We start from the raw sequence: 17,162 nt of genomic DNA, 5'->3' as shown, positions 1-17,162 counted from the left end.
TCGCCCGCCAACGGGGATGCACTCCCTGTTGGCGGGGCCATGCGGGTCATGGGTTCGGAGACCGAGTACGGCATCCACGCGCCCTCCGCGCCATCGGCAAATGCCACCATGATGAGCGCACGGGTGGTGCAGGCCTACGCCCAGGTGACGCGCCAACGCGCCGCTGGGGGAGCTGAGGCCCGCTGGGACTACACCGACGAGGAACCGCTGCACGATGCCCGGGGCTGGACGGTGGACAGGGGAGCTGCCCACCCCAGCCAACTCACGGACCAGCCGCCTGTCCTTGATGCCGAGGCTGTGGCACTGGCCTACGGTCGGGAGGATTTTGAGCTGGATGGCCAGGACGACTCCGGCTCGTTGCTGATGAATATGGTGCTGGGAAACGGCGCCCGGCTGTATGTGGACCATGCGCACCCCGAGTACTCCAGTCCCGAGGTCACCAACCCGCTGGACGCGGTCACCTGGGATGCGGCGGGAGACCTGGTGGCGCTGGCCACGGTCCGGCGCCTTGCTGCCGATCCGGAGCTCCCCAGCGTCAACTTGTACAAGAACAATACGGACAACAAGTCCGTCTCCTATGGCTCGCACGAGAACTACCTGATGCCACGGTCAGTCCTCTTCAATGACATTGTCCGCGGCCTGACACCGTTCTTCGTCACTCGCCAGATCATGTGCGGCGCCGGTCGGGTGGGGCGCGGCCAGGACAATTCCGTTCCCGGCTATCAGATCAGTCAGCGGGCTGACTTCTTCGAGGCAGAGGTGGGACTCGAGACCACCATCCGCCGGCCCATCATCAACACCCGCGACGAGCCACACGCCACCGCGGACAAGTACCGCCGGTTGCACGTCATCATTGGCGATGCCAACCTTTCGGAGGTCGCCAACTACCTGAAGTTTGGCACCACCGCCATGGTTTTGAGCCTGATCGAAGCCGGGCTGGCGCCCAAGGTTGAGGTCTATGAGCCCGTGGCTGCGCTCCAGGCGGTCAGCCATGACACGGAACTTTCCGCACTGCTCCGGCTCATCGACGGGCGCAGGGTCAGCGCCCTGGACCTGCAGTGGATGTATTACGCGGCCGCGGCCAAGTTGGCACAGGATACCGGCGTTGCCGACCCCGTTAGCGGGGACGGGCACACGCACCTGGTGCTGGATCGCTGGGCTACAGTCCTTACCCAGCTCGGCTCCGACCGGGACGCCGCGGCGTCCTCCGTGGAATGGCTGGCCAAGCGCTCCCTCCTCGATGGCTATCGGCAACGCGACGGGCTGTCCTGGGATGACGCCCGGCTGGGCCTGGTGGACCTGCAGTGGTCAGATATCAGACCCGAAAAAGGCCTGTATCACCGGCTGCTGGCCAGGGGCCGCATGCAGCGGGTCAGCACCGACGATGCCATGGCTGCGGCTGTGGTGAATCCGCCGGTGGACACCCGGGCCTTCTTCCGCGGCCGCTGCGTCAGCTCCTTCGGCAAGGACCTGGTGGGAGCCAGCTGGGACTCGGTAATTTTCGACGTCCCCGGATATGGGCGCCTGCAGCGGGTCGCCACCAGGGAGCCGCTCCGGGGTACCCAAGCCTTGGCCGGCGAGTTGTTCGAACGCCATCAGGAGGCGGGCCCATTCCTCGCTGAACTGCTGGGACACCCCGCCGCTCCGCCTGCGGCGTAAACACTGTCACAGGGTCTTTTGCGTGGCAGGATGAACGTATTGGATCCGCATCATTATCAGGAGAAGGGGCCATCATGGCAGGTCAGGAGCAACAGCAGCCACAGTCACGGGACAATCAGGTTGACGAGGACATCCCCGAGGCGCCGCCTGCTCCCGCGGCCGCCCAGGCGTCCGAATCGACGCAGGGAGTTGACGATCTGCTGGACGAAATCGATGGCGTCCTTGAGTCCAACGCCGAGGAATTCGTCCGTGCGTTTGTGCAAAAGGGTGGCCAGTAACCCTGGCACCAGGGTGGCCCAGCCCCGGTCGGTCTACTTTGTCCAAGCGTCACTGGACCCCGTTCAAGGAGTGCGAGTGCAGGAATCAACCGCCAACCAGGTAGCCGCCAACGCTACCTCCTCATTCACCGAGCACCTGCAACGAGACCGTCCTGAGCTGTTGCCCTTTAGTCAGCATTTTGCGGGCTTGCCCGCCGCGGGGGTCCCACTCCAGGCCCCCCATGCCACCACCATCGTGGCCATGGCCTACGCTGGCGGCGTCCTCATGGCAGGGGACCGCCGCGCCACCATGGGCAACGTCATCGCCAGCCGGCACATTGAAAAGGTCTATCCCGCAGACCGCTATTCCGTCCTGGGCATCGCCGGCACAGCCGGGATCGCCATTGACTTGACCCGGCTGTTCCAGGTTGAACTGGAACACTACGAGAAAATCGAGGGCACCCTGCTCAGCTTGGAAGGCAAAGCCAATCGGTTGGGCGCCATGATCCGCGGCAACCTGCCATTGGCCATGCAGGGGTTGGCCGTGGTGCCACTGTTTGCCGGTTTCGACACCGGCGCCCGGACCGGCCGGTTGTTTTCCTATGACGTCACCGGCGGGCGCTATGAGGAACGCGAACACCATACGGTGGGCTCGGGCTCCGTCTTCGCGCGCGGTGCACTTAAAAAGCTGTGGCGGCCCAATCTCACCGCCGGCGAGGCGCTCGGCGTCGCGGTCGAGGCCCTCTACGACGCGGCCGACGACGATTCAGCCACCGGCGGCCCCGACACCGTCCGGCAACTTTGGCCGGTGGTGTACACCGTGGACGAGGGCGGTACCCGTCGGGTCCCGGACGACGAATTGGCGGTCATCGCCCGGGCCATCATCGGGGCCCGCACCATTGCCGGACGGGAGGCCTGACATGACGCAGCAGTTCTACGTATCCCCAGAACAGGTCATGAAAGACCGCGCAGATTTCGCGCGGAAGGGCATCGCCCGGGGCCGATCAGTGGTGGTGATCAGTTGCGCGGAGGGCATTGCACTGGTTGCCGAAAACCCATCGCCCTCGCTGCACAAGATCGGCGAAATCTATGACCGCATCGCCTTCGCCGCGGTGGGGAAGTACAACGAATTCGAAAGCCTGCGCCAGGCTGGTGTGCGGTACGCCGATGTTCGGGGGTACTCCTACGACCGCGCCGACGTCACCGCGCGGGGACTCGCCAGCGTCTACGCCCAGAGCCTGGGGGCCGTGTTCACCACCGAATCAAAGCCCTTCGAAGTGGAATTGGCCGTGGCAGAAGTGGGTGCCAGCCAGGCGGAGGACCACCTCTACCGGCTGACGTTTGACGGCTCGATCGCCGATGAGCACCGCTTTGTGGTGATGGGCGGCCAAGCGGAACGGGTTTCAACCGGCGTCGAAACGGGGTGGCGCACCTCGATCAGCTTTGCCGACGCCGTCCGGCTGGCCGCCGGGGCACTCGCGCCGCCCGCAGACCCGGCCACGCCTACGGCTGAGGCCGGAACTACCACCGCAGTGCAGGGCCCGCCGTTGCAGGCGCCTGCCCTGGAGGTCGCCGTCCTGGATCGCGATCCGAACACCACCCGTGGATTACGGCGGGCTTTCCGCCGCCTCGACAACCGTGACATCACGGCCCTGCTGAGCTAGGAGACAGATGGACAAGAGAATTTTCGGCATCGAGACCGAATTCGGCATCTCCTATTCCAGCCCTGATTCGCGGCCGCTGGCCCCCGAAGAAGTGGCCCGCTACCTCTTTCGCAAGGTGGTCTCGTGGGGGAGATCCTCCAATGTCTTCCTCACCAACGGCTCCCGCCTGTACCTCGACGTGGGATCCCACCCGGAGTACGCCACGGCTGAATGCGACGACCTGGCGCAACTCATTGCGCATGACCGGGCCGGTGAACTGATTCTGGATGATCTCGTGGACGAAGCGCAAACACGCCTCGCGGCTGAGGGGTTCAATGGCACCGTCTATCTGTTCAAGAACAATACCGACTCGGCAGGCAACTCCTACGGCAGTCACGAAAACTACCTGATCCCACGCCGAGGTGAGTTCTCGCGGCTCGCGGAGATCCTGATTCCGTTCCTGGTGACCAGGCAACTGATCGCCGGCGCCGGCAAGATCCTCAAGACCCCGCACGGCGCCACCTACGCATTTTCGCAGCGCGCCGATCACATCTGGGAAGGCGTGTCCTCCGCCACCACACGCTCCCGGCCCATCATCAACACCCGGGACGAACCGCACGCCGACGCGGAGTTCTACCGTCGCCTGCACGTCATTGTGGGCGACTCCAACATGTCTGAGGCCACCGCGCTGATGAAGGTGGGCACGGTGGACCTGGTGCTGCGCATGGTGGAAGCAGGAGTCATCATGCGGGACATGCGGATGGAAAACCCCATCCGCAGTATCCGCGAAATCTCCCATGACCTCACCGGCCGCGCCCTGGTCCGGCTTGCCAACGGCCGGCAGTTGACGGCTTTGGAGATCCAGCAGGAGTACCTGGCCAAGGTCACCGCATTCGTCAAGGAAAATGGGGCCCACAATCCCCATGTCCCGCTCATCCTCGATCTGTGGGAACGGACACTGGCAGCGATCGAGTCGGGCAACACCAAGAGCATTGACACCGAGATTGACTGGGCCATCAAGAAGAAACTGATGGACAGTTACCGTGAGCGGCATGGCTTGAGCCTGGACGCTCCCCGCATCGCCCAACTTGACCTGACGTACCATGACATTTCCCGGACCCGCGGCCTGTACTACCTGCTGCAGTCCCGGGGCGCCGTGCGGCGGATCGTGGACGACACGGTGATCAAGGATGCGGTGGATGCTCCGCCTGCCACGACCCGGGCCAAGCTTCGGGGCGACTTTGTCCGCCGGGCCCAGGAACTCGGCCGGGACTACACCGTGGACTGGGTGCACTTGAAGCTCAACGACAGGGCGCACCAGACCATCCTGTGCAAGGACCCCTTCCGGAACGTCGACGAGCGGGTGGACGCACTGCTGGACTCTATGGGCTGACACTCAGCTTCGGCGGCTATCCTTGGGTAGGCCCCTTTCGAACTGCTGCCTTAGATGGCCACCTCGTTGGGCGCCGCACCCATCTTGCCCCGACGAAAGTTTTTACGTGCGCCGATTACTAGCAATCCTCCTTCCCGGCCTGCTGCTCCTGACCGCCTGCGGTGGTGCCGGCGACCCGGAACCCACCAGCCAATCCGCTGGTGAGACTGCCAAGTTCGACTCCCTCAAACTGACCGAGAACGGCGACGGGAAGGCTCCCGGCGTCGAGTTCGACAAGCCCCTCGAAGTCAGCGAGCCTACCGCGAAGCAGATCACCGAAGGCACCGGTGACACCGTCAAGGCCAACCAGATAGCCCACCTGTCCATCCTTGCCCTCAACGGCCAGGACGGCAGCACCCTCGAAGACACCTTCGCCGGTGAACCCGAAGCTCTGGAACTTGACGACAGCCTGAAAACGGGTGGCGCCGTGGTCTACAACGCGATCGTCGGTTCGAAGGTAGGCTCCAACATCGCCATCGCCGTTCCCGGCCAGGCAGCCACTGCCAGCGCCGCAGCACAGCCCACCCAGATCCTCGTGGTGAAGGTTGTCTCGGCCACTGACGCAACTCCCGTCCTCAGCAAGCCTGAAGGCGAAACCGTCACGCCGCCCGCCGGACTGCCCACCGTGACGGAAAACAGCGACGGCGTTCCGCAGATCTCCGTTGACGGCGTCGCAGCACCGACCGAACTCATCTCCCAGGACCTGATCAAGGGCACCGGTGCCGTGGTCAAGGGAACCGACACGGTGACGGCCAACTACGTGGGCGTCAATCTGGTGGGCGGCGAGAAGTTTGATTCCAGCTTCGACTCCGGCAAGCCGATTCCGTTTGCCCTCAGCAACGTCATCAAGGGCTGGACCCAGGGCCTGACCGGCAAGACCGTTGGCTCGCGAGTCCTCCTGGTGATCCCGAAGGACCTCGCTTACGGTGACGCCGGCCAGGGTAAAGCCAAGGGCGACCTAGTGTTCGTAGTGGACATCCTGGGCGCCAAGTAACCACACTTGATACCGGGCCGCGGGTTTTTCCGTGGCACAGCAACCCTTACATCCCCGAGAAGGAGCACCCATGTCCTTTGGACAGCGAGATTTTGATCGCCAGAAGCCCGAGATTGATTTCCCTGAGGGCGAGGTCCCCACGGAACTCGTCATCACCGACATCGTTGAAGGCGATGGCCAGGAGGCCAAGGCCGGCGACACCGTCTCCACCCACTACGTCGGCGTAGCCTGGTCCACCGGCGAAGAGTTCGACGCTTCCTGGGGCCGCGGCGCACCGCTCGACTTCCGGGTCGGCGTGGGCCAGGTCATCCAGGGCTGGGACCAGGGCCTGCTGGGCATGAAGGTGGGCGGCCGCCGTCGGCTCGAAATCCCTTCCGAACTGGCTTACGGATCCCGTGGCGCCGGTGGAGCGATCAAGCCCAACGAGGCTCTGATCTTCGTGGTAGACCTGATGGGCGTCCGCTAGCAGCGTGACGACAGTCCGCCGAGCGCGGCAGCAGCGGGGCCAACTGGCTCTGCGCTGCCGCGCTTTGCGCGTTCCGGCCTCCGATTGAGTAACGTAGCTTGGGTGTCTGCATCCCGCACCGAACGTCTCTTGAACCTGCTGATCGCCCTCCTCAACACGCGCTACGGCCTGCGCCGCAGTGAGTTGCGCGAGACCGTCTACCGTGACGTCAGCGGCAACGACGTGGCCTTTGGAAGAATGTTTGAACGGGACAAGAACGACCTCCGGCAGTTCGGCTTCGACGTAGAAACGCTCACGGATCTTGGCTGGAGCGAAGACGATCCAACAAGCACCCGTTACCGGATCGGCAAGGAGTCCAACCGGCTGCCGGACGTCCACCTTGGCCCAGAGGAGTGGACAGTGCTCCTCTTGGCGGCCCAGTTATGGGAGCGTTCGGCCCTGGGAACTGCCGCGCGAAGTGCCATGCGGAAGCTTCAGGCAGCTGGGCAGATGGCGGACATCGAACTGCCAGCGGGGATCCAGCCGCGCATCAGGCCTGCCGGTCAGATCTTCGACGACCTCCTGGCCGCCATGCAGGAGCGCCACCCCGTGACCTTCGGTTACCGTGCGGCCAGCACCGGTCGAGACGAACTCCGGACCGTGGAACCCTGGGGCTTGGGGAGCAGATTCGGCCAGTGGTACCTCATTGGCTTTGACCGCACCCGGCAGGCGGCCCGCCACTTCCGGCTATCAAGAGTGAGTACCGCCGTCTCCACCGTGGCCAAGGAGACCAGCACACCGCCCGCCGGCTTCAACATCCGCAAGGAACTGGATCGGCTGCCCGAACTGCCGCAGCGGACGGCAACCATCAGCGTCCGGACCGGCAAGCTGCTGGCCCTACGGCGGCGCGCGTTGCAAGGCCAGGACTCCAGCGCACCCCAGACGCAGCATCAGCCGGAGAACTCCGAGACAAGCTTTGACAGCCTGCAGATTCCTTACCGCGATGTCGAGGTGTTGGCCGAGGAGATCGCGTCCTATGGTCCTGACGCCATCGCCACGGCGCCGCCGGAGCTTGTAGCAGCCGTCCACCGTCGGCTCCGGGCAGCGGCGGCGTTCAGCGCGGCTCCGGTGCCGTCCTATTCGCTCGCCGGTGCCCGGCACCGGACCGACCGGCCAGGTACGGCTGAGGACCAGCTCAAACGCATGCTGCAGCTGGTGCCGTTCCTCGTCCATAACCAGGGGCTCCACATCCAGGAAGTTGCCGATCACTTTGGTATTTCCCGGCGGGAACTCGAGGCTGACCTGCGGATCTTGATCTGTTCGGGGCTGCCCGGTGGCTATCCCGACGACCTCCTGGACATCCAGTGGGAGGACGACCACGTCTTCATCACCCAGGACCTCGACCTCACCAAGCCGGTCCGTTTTACCGTGACGGAGGCCTGCGCCCTGCTGACCGGGCTGGAGACGCTGATTGGCCTCCCGGAGCTGGCCCCCGGTGGCGCCTTGGAATCGGTGACCCTCAAGCTGATGGCCGCCGCGGGGGAAGCGGGGCTGCAGTCGGGGTCCTTTGCCGGCCCGCCCATGGCGCCTGCCGACGCTGCCGTGCACTTGACGGTCAGGGAAGCGCTCCGGACGCGCTCCCAACTCCACCTGCGGTATCTCTCCCCGCAACGCGACACCGTTTCGGAACGTGACGTGGATCCGCTCCGGCTGTTCTCCCTGGATGACACCTGGTACCTGGAGGCCTACTGCCACCGCGCGCACGCGCTCCGCAACTTCCGTCTGGACCGCGTAGAGGCCATGGCGCCGAACGGCGCGCAGATCATGTCCGACGCCGTTGCCGCCAGCAGCGGCTCAGCAAGCCTTTTCACCGCGAACGACGGCGACACTGCAGTCACCATCCAACTCACCGGCCAGGGCCGCGGCCTTGCCGACGAATACGATGCCAGCCGCACCGCTGAACTACCCGACGGCGGCCTCATCGCGGACATCCAGTTCGGCAATACCGACTGGCTGCCCATGTTTGTGGCCCAGCATGGCGGGCAGGCGCGGATTTTGGCCCCCACCGATCTGGCCGACGCGGCCCGGGACTGGCTGGCGGCGTCGTTGGCCCACTACGGCAGTTAGACTCGACAGCATGCCTTGGTGGTCGTGGATACTTTTGTGGGTGGCGCTTGTGGCGCTGTCCCTGCTTTTTTACCTCTTACTGGGCATCCGGTTGTTCCGCAATTTCATGGCAACCACCAAGGAATTAGGGGCGGCGGCCGAGAAATTCGGATCGATCCAGCCCCTGGACATGCCAGCTGAAACGCCCAACCCAACACGGGCTGCTCCCGGATCAGCCGTTTTTGCCTCACCCGAGGCGATGCGGCATGATTACGGGGCCGCCAAGGCGGAACGGCGCGAGGTACGGCGCCAACGCCGCGTGCAACGCAGGACAGACCGGGGCCAACCGCAGGCGCTCGGAGATCTCGACTTCACATAGAAGTAGGATGTACTTAGAGGAAAGGATTTCCCGTGGGAAGACTCTTTGACGGCCCCTGGCCGATTGTTATCATCATCGTCGTTGCACTGTTGCTCTTTGCGGCGCCCAAGCTGCCCGGCATGGCCCGGAGCCTTGGCCAGTCGATGCGCATCATCAAATCCGAGGTCAAGGAAATGAAGAACGATGGCAAGCCAGAGACCACCGATTCGTCGGGTCCGGTCGAAGGAACCATTGTGAATCACCCCAAGGCCCAGCCTGGTGAGCCAACTGACGGAACTGACGTTCCGCCGTCGACCCGCGCATAGTTCCCACCGTGGCGCCGACCAAGGGCCGCAAAGCCAATCCGGAGGGGCGGATGGCTTTATGGGACCACATCAAGGAACTCAAGAACCGGCTGATTAAATCGGCCATCGCTGTGGTGCTGGCTGCCGTTGCGGGTTGGTTCCTCTACGATCCCGTGGTCTCCGCCCTTTCTGCACCCCTGATCACCATTGCCCATGAGACGGGTCGCACGGCGGTCCTGAACTTCGCCACGATTGCCGATCCCTTTGCGTTCAAGTTCCAGATCGCGATCCAGATTGGCGTGGTGATCTCCAGCCCGGTCTGGATCTACCAGGTCTGGGCCTTCATTACGCCCGGCCTGACCGGCAAGGAACGCCGCTTCACCCTGGGCTATATGGCGGCGGCGGTACCCCTCTTCCTGGCCGGCATCTACGTTGCCTGGCTGGTCTTCCCCACGGTGGTGCGGGCCCTGCTGCAGTTCACCCCCACCACGGCTGCCAACAACATTTCCGCCACTGACTACCTCACCTTCACCACGCAGATGTTCCTGATCCTGGGCATCTCCTTCCTGGTGCCGGTGCTGTTGGTGGGCATCAACATGGCCGGTGTGGTTCGCGGTAAGACCATTCTCAAAGCCTGGCGGATCATCGTCTTCCTGGTGTTTGTGCTGGCTGCGCTGGCCGCTCCCGGGACGGACGCGTTGTCCATGTTGCTGCTGGCCGCGCCGTTGCTGATCCTGTTCTTTGCTGCCATTGGCCTGTGCATTGTCAATGACAAGCGCCGGGACAAGCGGACCGCCAAGGCCGCGGTGGAGAATGAGGCCAACGCCAACATCGCCACTCCCAGCAGTGAGCTCAAGAACCTCTGACAGGCCGCTAGGCTGGGGATATGTTCTCTTCCACTGAGCCCGACTATCCAGAGCTCTCACCGGCGGAGAAGTACCGGGCCAGCGCCCAGCGCCAGGCGGAAAGCGCCACCTACCTCGGTGCGTTTGCCCGCAGCCTCGACTTCGAGCTTGATGACTTTCAGCGGGATGCGTGCCGTTCACTCCAGGAGGGTCGGGGCGTGCTGGTAGCCGCCCCGACCGGTGCCGGCAAGACCATCGTTGGCGAATTCGCTATCTTCCTGGCGTTGCAGCGCGGACTGAAGGCTTTCTACACCACGCCTATCAAGGCATTGAGCAACCAAAAGTTCAGTGAGCTGGGCGAAAAGTACGGCACCGAAAACGTTGGCCTGCTGACCGGCGACACCAGCATCAACGGCGACGCGCCAGTGGTGGTGATGACCACCGAGGTCCTGCGCAACATGCTCTACGCGGACTCGGCAACCCTTGATGACCTGGGCTATGTGGTCATGGATGAGGTGCACTATCTGGCGGACCGGTTCCGCGGCGCCGTCTGGGAGGAAGTCATCATCCACCTCCCCAGCGAGGTTCAAGTGGCGTCCCTGAGCGCCACGGTGTCCAACGCCGAGGAGTTCGGCGCCTGGCTGGACACTGTGCGCGGTGACACGGACATCATCGTCTCCGAACACCGGCCGGTGCCGCTGTGGCAGCACGTCATGGTGGGCCGCCAGATCGTTGACCTGTTCGCGGGCGAAACCACCTTCGACGAGATCGCACCACCGGTGGACGCCGCTCTCGCCGAGACTTCACAGCCAGCAACCACAACCAGGACCGCCACCCCCGGGGCAGGCTTCGAGGTCAACCCGGAACTGCTGAGCGTTGCTCGCAGCGAGGGCCAACAAGGCTTCCGGAACGGCCGCGGCGGTGGCCGCGGGCAGCGGGGTCGACGCGGATCCGATCAACCACACCGCGGCCCGCAGGAATCCGCCGTGCGCCGGGCCAGCCGTCCCCAAGTTATCGCCAGCCTCGACCGGATGGACCTGCTGCCAGCCATCACGTTCATCTTCTCCCGCGCAGGGTGCGACGGTGCCGTGGCACAGTGTGTTTCTTCCGGCCTGTGGCTGACCACCGAACGCGAACAGCAGATCATTGCCCAACGTGTCGATGAGGCCGGCCAAGACATCCCACCGGATGATCTCGACGTCCTGGGGTTCTGGTCCTGGCGCGACGGACTCTTGCGCGGCTTCGCAGCCCACCATGCCGGTATGCTCCCCACCTTCAAGGAAGTGGTGGAGAAACTCTTCGTCGATGGCCTGGTCAAGGCGGTCTTCGCCACCGAAACCCTTGCCCTTGGCGTCAACATGCCTGCCCGCTCAGTGGTCCTGGAAAAGCTCGACAAGTTTAACGGCGAAGCCCACGTGGACATCACGGCGGGGGAGTACACCCAACTGACCGGGCGCGCCGGCCGGCGCGGCATCGACGTCGAAGGCCATGCCGTGGTTCTCTGGCAGCCCGGTTCGGATCCCACCGCTGTGGCGGGCCTGGCGTCGCGGCGGACCTACCCGCTGAACTCAAGCTTCCGGCCCACGTACAACATGAGTATCAACCTGTTGGCGCAGTTTGGCCGTGCCCGGGCCCGCGAGATCCTCGAGTCTTCCTTTGCGCAGTTCCAGGCTGACAGGTCAGTTGTTGGCCTGGCTCGCCAGGTGCGTGCCCGGGAAGAATCCCTGGCCGGCTACACCGCCTCCATGACGTGCCACCTGGGTGACTTCACCGACTATGCCCGGATCCGCCGGGAACTCTCGGACGCCGAGACCGCAGGCACCAAATCCAAGTACCGCAACCGTAAGTCCCTCATCGACGATTCGCTGGCACGATTGCTGCCCGGCGACGTCGTCAATATCCCGGCTGGCCGCGCGCCAGGCCCGGCCATCGTCCTCAGCGCCGACCACGGCAGCCGTGAACCACGCCCGGCGATCCTGACGCTCGACAATCAGTTGCGGCGGATCGGCACCGACGACCTCGACGGTCCCATCTCGCCGGTGACCCGGATCCGGATTCCCAAAGCCTTCAACGCCAAGGTGCCCAAATCCCGTCGGGACCTGGCGTCCTCGGCCCGGAATGCGCTCCGGGAGAACCGGCCACTGCCGCCCGGCCAGAATCGCAATGACGATTTTGGCAAAGCCGCGGCGCTGCCGGACCAAGACCGCCGCATCACCGAATTGCGGCGTGCTCTGCGCTCCCACCCATGCCACGGGTGCAGCGAACGGGAAGACCACGCCCGCTGGGCCGAGCGCTGGTGGAAGCTTCGCCGTGAGACTGACGTCCTGGCACGGCAGATCCAGGGCAGGACCAACACCATCGCCAAAACGTTCGACCGGGTCTGTGAGGTGCTGTCCAAATACGGCTACCTTGAGCCGTCGGCGGAGGGCGCGTTGACCATCAGCCGCGATGGCCAACGCCTGCGCCGGATTTACGGTGAGAAAGACCTGCTGATTTCCCAGTCGTTGCGGCTGGGCGCCTTCAACGACCTCGACGCCGTGGAAATCGCTGCGTTGGCCAGCGTGCTGGTCTACCAAGCCAAACGGGAGGACCGCGGGCTCCGGCCGCGGATGCCCAGCGTCGCGCTGGAGACCTCGGTGGATCTCGTGGTCCATGAATGGTCGGCGCTCGAAGATGTTGAGGAAGCGAGCAAGCTTCCACTCACCGGTGAGCCTGAACTCGGGCTGGTCTGGCCCATGTACAAATGGGCCCGCGGCCGGCACCTGCAGGACGTCCTCAACGGCACCGACCTGGCCGCCGGCGACTTTGTCCGCTGGGTCAAGCAGGTAGTGGACCTCCTCGATCAGCTCGCCAAGATTCCCGGCCTTGACCCCCGACTGTCCCGCCTCTGTGGTGAGTCCATCACGCTCATCCGGCGCGGCGTCGTCGCGTATTCTTCCGTCCTTTAGCCCCCTGCCGGCGTTCGCTGGCGCAATCCCAGGAGTTCCTGTCCCCATGACCACGCCGGCATCCGACCGTCCCAAAGTTGTCCTCTACCGTAATGGTTCGGTCTACACGGCCGCCGATCCTTTCGCTACGGCGATGGTGGTGGACGGCGACACCGTTGCGTGGGTGGGTTCCGAACAGGCCGCCACGTCAATTGCAGACAGCTCGATGGAAATCATCGACCTGCGCGGTGCCCTGGTGACACCGGGATTCGTGGACTCTCACGTGCACCTCACGGAGACGGGCCTGGCCCTGGACTCGTTGGCGTTGGGCCAGGCTTCTTCCGCTCGTGAGCTTCTGGCTGCTGTAGCCGCGGTCCCTGGCGACGGTCCGGTGCTGGGACACGGGTGGGATGAGACTCGCTGGCATGATGCCACCTTGCCCACCGCCGCCGAGTTGGCTCGGGCGGCTGGCGGCCGAGAGGTCTATCTGGCCAGGGTAGACGTGCACTCGGCCCTGGTCAGTCCGTCGCTGGCCGCCGCGGCTGGCCTCACTGATGCTGACGGGTACGACGGCGGCGCCCAGGTTCGGCGGGCCGCCCACACAGCGGCGCGTCGCTTCACCCGGGCGCTGCCGGCTGATTCCCTCCGCGATTTCCAGGCGGCCGCGCTCACCGAGTTGGCAGCCAACGGGTACGTGGCCGTGGCCGAAATGGGTGCCCCGCACATTGGCGGCGCGGAAGACCTCGCCATCGCCGCTGGCTGGAACGCCGGTGTGCACGGCGGGCCGGCACGGCCGGAAGTGCTGCCGTACTGGGGCGAACTCGCAGAATCCGAGGCGCACGCCCGCAGCATCATGGCCGGTTTCGGCTTCGAAGTGCACGGCCTGGCCGGGGACCTGAACATTGACGGTTCCCTGGGGTCCAGGACAGCGGCCCTCCGCGCCGACTACAGCGACTCCGCCGAACGGGGCAGCCTCTACCTCAGCGTCGACCAGGCGGCAGCCCACTTGGCAGCCTGCTCGCTGCTGGGCATCCAGGGCGGCTTCCACGTGATTGGCGACGCCGGCCTGGACGCGGCCCTCGCTGCCCTGGACCTGGCTGCCGAAGAGGTCGGTGAACAGCGGGTCCGGGCCGCCAACCACAGGTTCGAACACGTGGAAATGGTGGATGCCCGTGCCATCGCCAAACTCGCCCAATACTCAGTGACCGTCAGCGCCCAGCCGGGGTTTGACGCAGCCTGGGGTGGACCCGGCGGACTCTACGAACAGCGGCTGGGGGAGCGCAGTACCGGGCTGAACCACTTCGCAGCACTCTACGCCGCAGGTGTTCCCATCAGCTTCGGCAGCGACAGCCCCGTCACACCGTTGCGGCCCTGGTCCAGCATCAGGGCGTGCCTGGAGCACAACAACCCGGAGCAGCGAATTTCCGCCCGGGCCGCGTTCCTGGGGCACACCCGTGCTGGCTGGCGTGCTGCCCGGCACCCCAACTTCATGGCAGGGCAACTGGTCCCCGGCGCTCCCGCCAGCTTCGCCGTGTGGGATGTGGCCGAGTTGATGGTGCAGGTAGCGGACGGCAGGGTGCAGTCCTGGAGCACCGACCCCCGCGCACGCACCCCCCTGCTGCCGGCCCTCGATACCGGCACCGACCCGGCCTGCCTGCAGACCGTGCGGGACGGCGTCGAACTCTTTGCAAGTCCGGCGTTGAGGTCCTGACAGCCAGCCCGTCCACCCTATAATGAATAGTTGCGCCCACCGGTGACACGGTTGCCATCAGGTGCATCGACCGCTCCCTCCAGGAAAGGCCCTTCGTGCGCGTCCTAACCATCATTCCCACCTACAACGAGCTCGAATCCCTGCCCAAGACGTTGCAGCGCCTCCGCGCGGCCGTCCCGGCGTCGGACGTTTTGGTGGTTGACGACAACAGCCCGGACGGCACCGGCAAGCTCGCGGACACGATCGCCGCTGCGGATTCGCAGGTCCACGTCCTGCACCGCAAGGGCAAGGAGGGCCTGGGTGCCGCATATATTGCCGGCTTCGGCTGGGGCATGGACGCCGGCTATGACGTCCTGGTGGAGATGGATGCTGACGGCTCGCACCAGCCCGAACAGCTCCCGCAGCTGCTTGAGGCCATTGAGCAGGGCGCAGACTTGGCCATGGGCTCCCGCTGGGTTCCCGGTGGCAGCGTGGTCAACTGGCCGCTCTACCGGCAGGCGATTTCGCGGGTGGGCAGCACCTATGCGCGGCTCATGCTTGGGCTGAACATCAAGGATGTCACCGGTGGCTACCGCGCGTTCCGGCGCACCACCTTGGAACGGTTGAACCTCGCTGAAGTGGACTCCGTTGGCTACGGTTTCCAGGTGGACCTCGCCTGGCGGGTGTCCAAAATGGGGATGCGGATTGAGGAACGCCCCATCACGTTCGTGGAACGTGAACTGGGCGCCTCAAAGATGAGCGGCAACATTGTGGTTGAGGCCATGATCAACGTCACCAAGTGGGGCCTGGCTGCCCGGTGGAAAGCACTGACCGGTAAGAAGTCTGCCTAGTCCTCCTGGTCGAGACATAAAAGAAGGGTTGGCCTGCAGGCCAACCCTTCTTTTATGTCATCAACGCTCTAGGCGGAGCGACGCTCACCGCGGCGTTCACGCAGGATGGTGAGGCGATCCTCGAGGATCTGCTCCAGCTCCGGCAGGGACCGGCGCTCCAGCAGCATGTCCCAGTGGGTCCGGACGGCTTTCTCGTTGCTGGTGTCAGGCTTCTCGCCGTTGACCAGGAGCGCTTCCTTGCCGGTCTTGGAAACCCAGACGGCGGGAATCTCCGCTTCGGAGGAGAAGGTAACGAAAACCTGCTCGCCGTCTGCGCAGCGATATTCGACCCGCTGGCGCGGCGCCGGCTCTACACCGGACTCGGTCTCCATGCTCTGCGCGCCAAGGCGCATACCCCGCAGGCTGCGATCGCTCATGTTTTCTCCCTCTGGTCGTTACGCGGCTCTGATACCCCGCGCTTGCCGGCGGGAATGAATCGCCGCCGGACTTTTGGTGCGCTGTGTTGCATCATAGGATTCAACGCATCGCGAAGCTGTGTTGTTCCGGCCGATTGCTCGGGCCGGACAAATACCCCACTATACGGGGTGTGGTGGGCTCTGCACAAAAGCGGGAGGGCGCCCGCACACGGTGCGGGCGCCCTCCCTGAGCAGTACTTTTGCGTTACAGCAGTGGCGCCGCGGACGGAGTATTGTCCGAACGATCCCCGGCCGTGGGGTCCGGGTTGGTGCCACCCAAGGCACCGCCGATTCCCTTGAGTGCCTCGGTCAATTCGCTGGGGATGATCCACAGCTTGTTGGCGGAGCCTTCGGCGAGCTTGGGCAGCGTCTGGAGGTACTGGTACGCCAGCAGCTTCTGGTCGGGGTTGCCCTTGTGAATGGCATCGAAGACCTTCTGGATGGCTTGCGCTTCGCCATCAGCTCGAAGGATGGCAGCCTTGGCGTCACCTTCTGCTGCAAGGATGGAGGACTGGCGCTGGCCTTCTGCGGTGAGGATGGCAGCCTGCTTGGTACCTTCAGCCGTGAGGATGGCTGCACGGCGGTCACGCTCGGCACGCATCTGCTTCTCCATGGAATCCTGGATGGAGTGGGGCGGATCGATCGCCTTGAGTTCAACGCGGGAAACCCGGATACCCCAACGACCAGTTGCCTCGTCCAGCACTCCGCGGAGCTGACCGTTGATCTGGTCGCGGGACGTCAGTGCTTCTTCAAGGTTGAGTCCACCCACCACGTTACGCAGGGTGGTGGTGGTGAGCTGTTCCACGGCCTGGATGTAGTTGGCAATCTCGTACGTCGCAGCACGGGCATCGGTGACCTGGAAGTAGACAACGGTGTCGATGGACACCACCAGGTTGTCCTCCGTGATGACGGGCTGGGGCGGGAAGGACACCACCTGTTCGCGGAGGTCCAGCATGGGCAGCAGCCGGTCTACGAACGGAATCAGGATGGTCAGGCCCGGGTTGAGGGTGCGCTGGTACTTACCCAGTCGCTCCACCACACCAGCTCTGGCCTGCGGCACAATCCGTACCGAACGAACCAAAACAATGACCACGAAAATAATAAGGACCACCAGCACAATGGCCAAGGCGGTCCCTCCTGCGTTATCCATACGTCTCCTCTTTCCCCAAGTGATACAGCGTTGTCAGGATGTTTC

Annotated in this window: 16 protein-coding genes; 14 read left to right on the top strand and 2 right to left on the bottom strand. The window is 64.5% G+C overall.

Translation table 11 applies throughout. The annotated features are described in order from the left end of the window. The first annotated feature begins 39 nt into the window (after positions 1-39). From dop to PSET11_RS13620, 14 genes are all read left to right on the top strand, one after another. Complete coding sequence (gene dop, locus PSET11_RS13685; RefSeq protein ID WP_203415987.1) at positions 40-1,659, top strand: depupylase/deamidase Dop; 1,620 nt, start codon at positions 40-42, stop codon at positions 1,657-1,659. A gap of 74 nt (positions 1,660-1,733) precedes the next feature. Next, positions 1,734-1,937: a ubiquitin-like protein Pup gene (locus PSET11_RS13680; RefSeq protein ID WP_124092871.1), complete on the top strand. Its 204-nt coding sequence runs from the start codon at positions 1,734-1,736 to the stop codon at positions 1,935-1,937. 76 nt (positions 1,938-2,013) lie between these two features. After that, positions 2,014-2,835, top strand: coding sequence for a proteasome subunit beta (prcB, locus tag PSET11_RS13675; protein WP_124092870.1), 822 nt, complete (start codon positions 2,014-2,016; stop codon positions 2,833-2,835). 1 nt (position 2,836) lies between these two features. Then, the gene (gene prcA / locus PSET11_RS13670) at positions 2,837-3,580 is read left to right on the top strand and encodes a proteasome subunit alpha (protein WP_124092869.1); all 744 of its coding nucleotides are present in this window, start codon (positions 2,837-2,839) and stop codon (positions 3,578-3,580) included. Between the two features lie 7 nt (positions 3,581-3,587). Continuing rightward, positions 3,588-4,952, top strand: a complete 1,365-nt coding sequence (pafA, locus tag PSET11_RS13665) for a Pup--protein ligase (protein WP_124092868.1) — start codon at positions 3,588-3,590, stop codon at positions 4,950-4,952. 106 nt (positions 4,953-5,058) lie between these two features. Beyond that, positions 5,059-5,985, top strand: coding sequence for an FKBP-type peptidyl-prolyl cis-trans isomerase (locus PSET11_RS13660; protein WP_124092867.1), 927 nt, complete (start codon positions 5,059-5,061; stop codon positions 5,983-5,985). Positions 5,986-6,055: 70 nt separating this feature from the next. Then, entirely contained in the window at positions 6,056-6,451 is a 396-nt protein-coding gene (locus tag PSET11_RS13655) for an FKBP-type peptidyl-prolyl cis-trans isomerase (RefSeq protein WP_124092866.1), read from the top strand. Positions 6,452-6,553: 102 nt separating this feature from the next. After that, entirely contained in the window at positions 6,554-8,557 is a 2,004-nt protein-coding gene (locus tag PSET11_RS13650; protein ID WP_124092865.1) for a helix-turn-helix transcriptional regulator, read from the top strand. 10 nt (positions 8,558-8,567) lie between these two features. Next, positions 8,568-8,915, top strand: coding sequence for a hypothetical protein (locus PSET11_RS13645; protein WP_124092864.1), 348 nt, complete (start codon positions 8,568-8,570; stop codon positions 8,913-8,915). A 32-nt stretch (positions 8,916-8,947) separates the two neighbouring features. After that, positions 8,948-9,220 carry a Sec-independent protein translocase subunit TatA gene (gene tatA, locus PSET11_RS13640; RefSeq protein WP_124092863.1) on the top strand — a complete coding sequence of 91 codons (273 nt, stop codon included), beginning with the start codon at positions 8,948-8,950 and terminating at the stop codon, positions 9,218-9,220. 50 nt (positions 9,221-9,270) lie between these two features. Next, entirely contained in the window at positions 9,271-10,065 is a 795-nt protein-coding gene (tatC, locus tag PSET11_RS13635; protein WP_124093032.1) for a twin-arginine translocase subunit TatC, read from the top strand. Between the two features lie 20 nt (positions 10,066-10,085). Continuing rightward, positions 10,086-12,992 (top strand): DEAD/DEAH box helicase, encoded by a 2,907-nt coding sequence (locus PSET11_RS13630; RefSeq protein WP_124092862.1) that lies wholly within the window; start codon positions 10,086-10,088, stop codon positions 12,990-12,992. A gap of 46 nt (positions 12,993-13,038) precedes the next feature. Then, a complete protein-coding gene (locus tag PSET11_RS13625; protein WP_124092861.1) occupies positions 13,039-14,682 on the top strand; it encodes an amidohydrolase in 1,644 nt (547 codons plus the stop codon). A 95-nt stretch (positions 14,683-14,777) separates the two neighbouring features. Then, complete coding sequence (locus PSET11_RS13620) at positions 14,778-15,512, top strand: polyprenol monophosphomannose synthase (protein WP_124092860.1); 735 nt, start codon at positions 14,778-14,780, stop codon at positions 15,510-15,512. A 68-nt stretch (positions 15,513-15,580) separates the two neighbouring features. Here PSET11_RS13620 and PSET11_RS13615 read toward each other — a convergent pair whose 3' ends face one another. Next, on the bottom strand, positions 15,581-15,928 hold the full coding sequence (locus tag PSET11_RS13615; RefSeq protein ID WP_124092859.1) for an RNA polymerase-binding protein RbpA: 348 nt from the start codon (positions 15,926-15,928) through the stop codon (positions 15,581-15,583). Positions 15,929-16,172: 244 nt separating this feature from the next. Next, positions 16,173-17,117: an SPFH domain-containing protein gene (locus PSET11_RS13610; RefSeq protein WP_124092858.1), complete on the bottom strand. Its 945-nt coding sequence runs from the start codon at positions 17,115-17,117 to the stop codon at positions 16,173-16,175. Positions 17,118-17,162: the final 45 nt, after the last annotated feature.

The organism is Arthrobacter ulcerisalmonis (genome assembly GCF_900609065.1).
GTDB classification, from domain to species: domain Bacteria; phylum Actinomycetota; class Actinomycetes; order Actinomycetales; family Micrococcaceae; genus Arthrobacter; species Arthrobacter ulcerisalmonis.
The sequence above is the reverse complement of the archived record's forward strand: the minus strand, read 5'-3'. Positions and strand labels throughout refer to the sequence as shown.

Excerpts from the sequence above, each read along its gene's own strand:
- PSET11_RS13615 (WP_124092859.1), bottom strand. The coding sequence starts at position 15,928 with ATGAGCGATCGCAGCCTGCGGGGTATGCGCCTTGGCGCGCAGAGCATG.
- PSET11_RS13680 (WP_124092871.1), top strand. The coding sequence starts at position 1,734 with ATGGCAGGTCAGGAGCAACAGCAGCCACAGTCACGGGACAATCAGGTT.
- PSET11_RS13610 (WP_124092858.1), bottom strand. The coding sequence starts at position 17,117 with ATGGATAACGCAGGAGGGACCGCCTTGGCCATTGTGCTGGTGGTCCTT.
- PSET11_RS13630 (WP_124092862.1), top strand. The coding sequence starts at position 10,086 with ATGTTCTCTTCCACTGAGCCCGACTATCCAGAGCTCTCACCGGCGGAG.
- prcA (WP_124092869.1), top strand. The coding sequence starts at position 2,837 with ATGACGCAGCAGTTCTACGTATCCCCAGAACAGGTCATGAAAGACCGC.
- pafA (WP_124092868.1), top strand. The coding sequence starts at position 3,588 with ATGGACAAGAGAATTTTCGGCATCGAGACCGAATTCGGCATCTCCTAT.
- PSET11_RS13625 (WP_124092861.1), top strand. The coding sequence starts at position 13,039 with ATGACCACGCCGGCATCCGACCGTCCCAAAGTTGTCCTCTACCGTAAT.
- PSET11_RS13645 (WP_124092864.1), top strand. The coding sequence starts at position 8,568 with ATGCCTTGGTGGTCGTGGATACTTTTGTGGGTGGCGCTTGTGGCGCTG.
- dop (WP_203415987.1), top strand. The coding sequence starts at position 40 with ATGCGGGTCATGGGTTCGGAGACCGAGTACGGCATCCACGCGCCCTCC.
- PSET11_RS13655 (WP_124092866.1), top strand. The coding sequence starts at position 6,056 with ATGTCCTTTGGACAGCGAGATTTTGATCGCCAGAAGCCCGAGATTGAT.
- tatC (WP_124093032.1), top strand. The coding sequence starts at position 9,271 with ATGGCTTTATGGGACCACATCAAGGAACTCAAGAACCGGCTGATTAAA.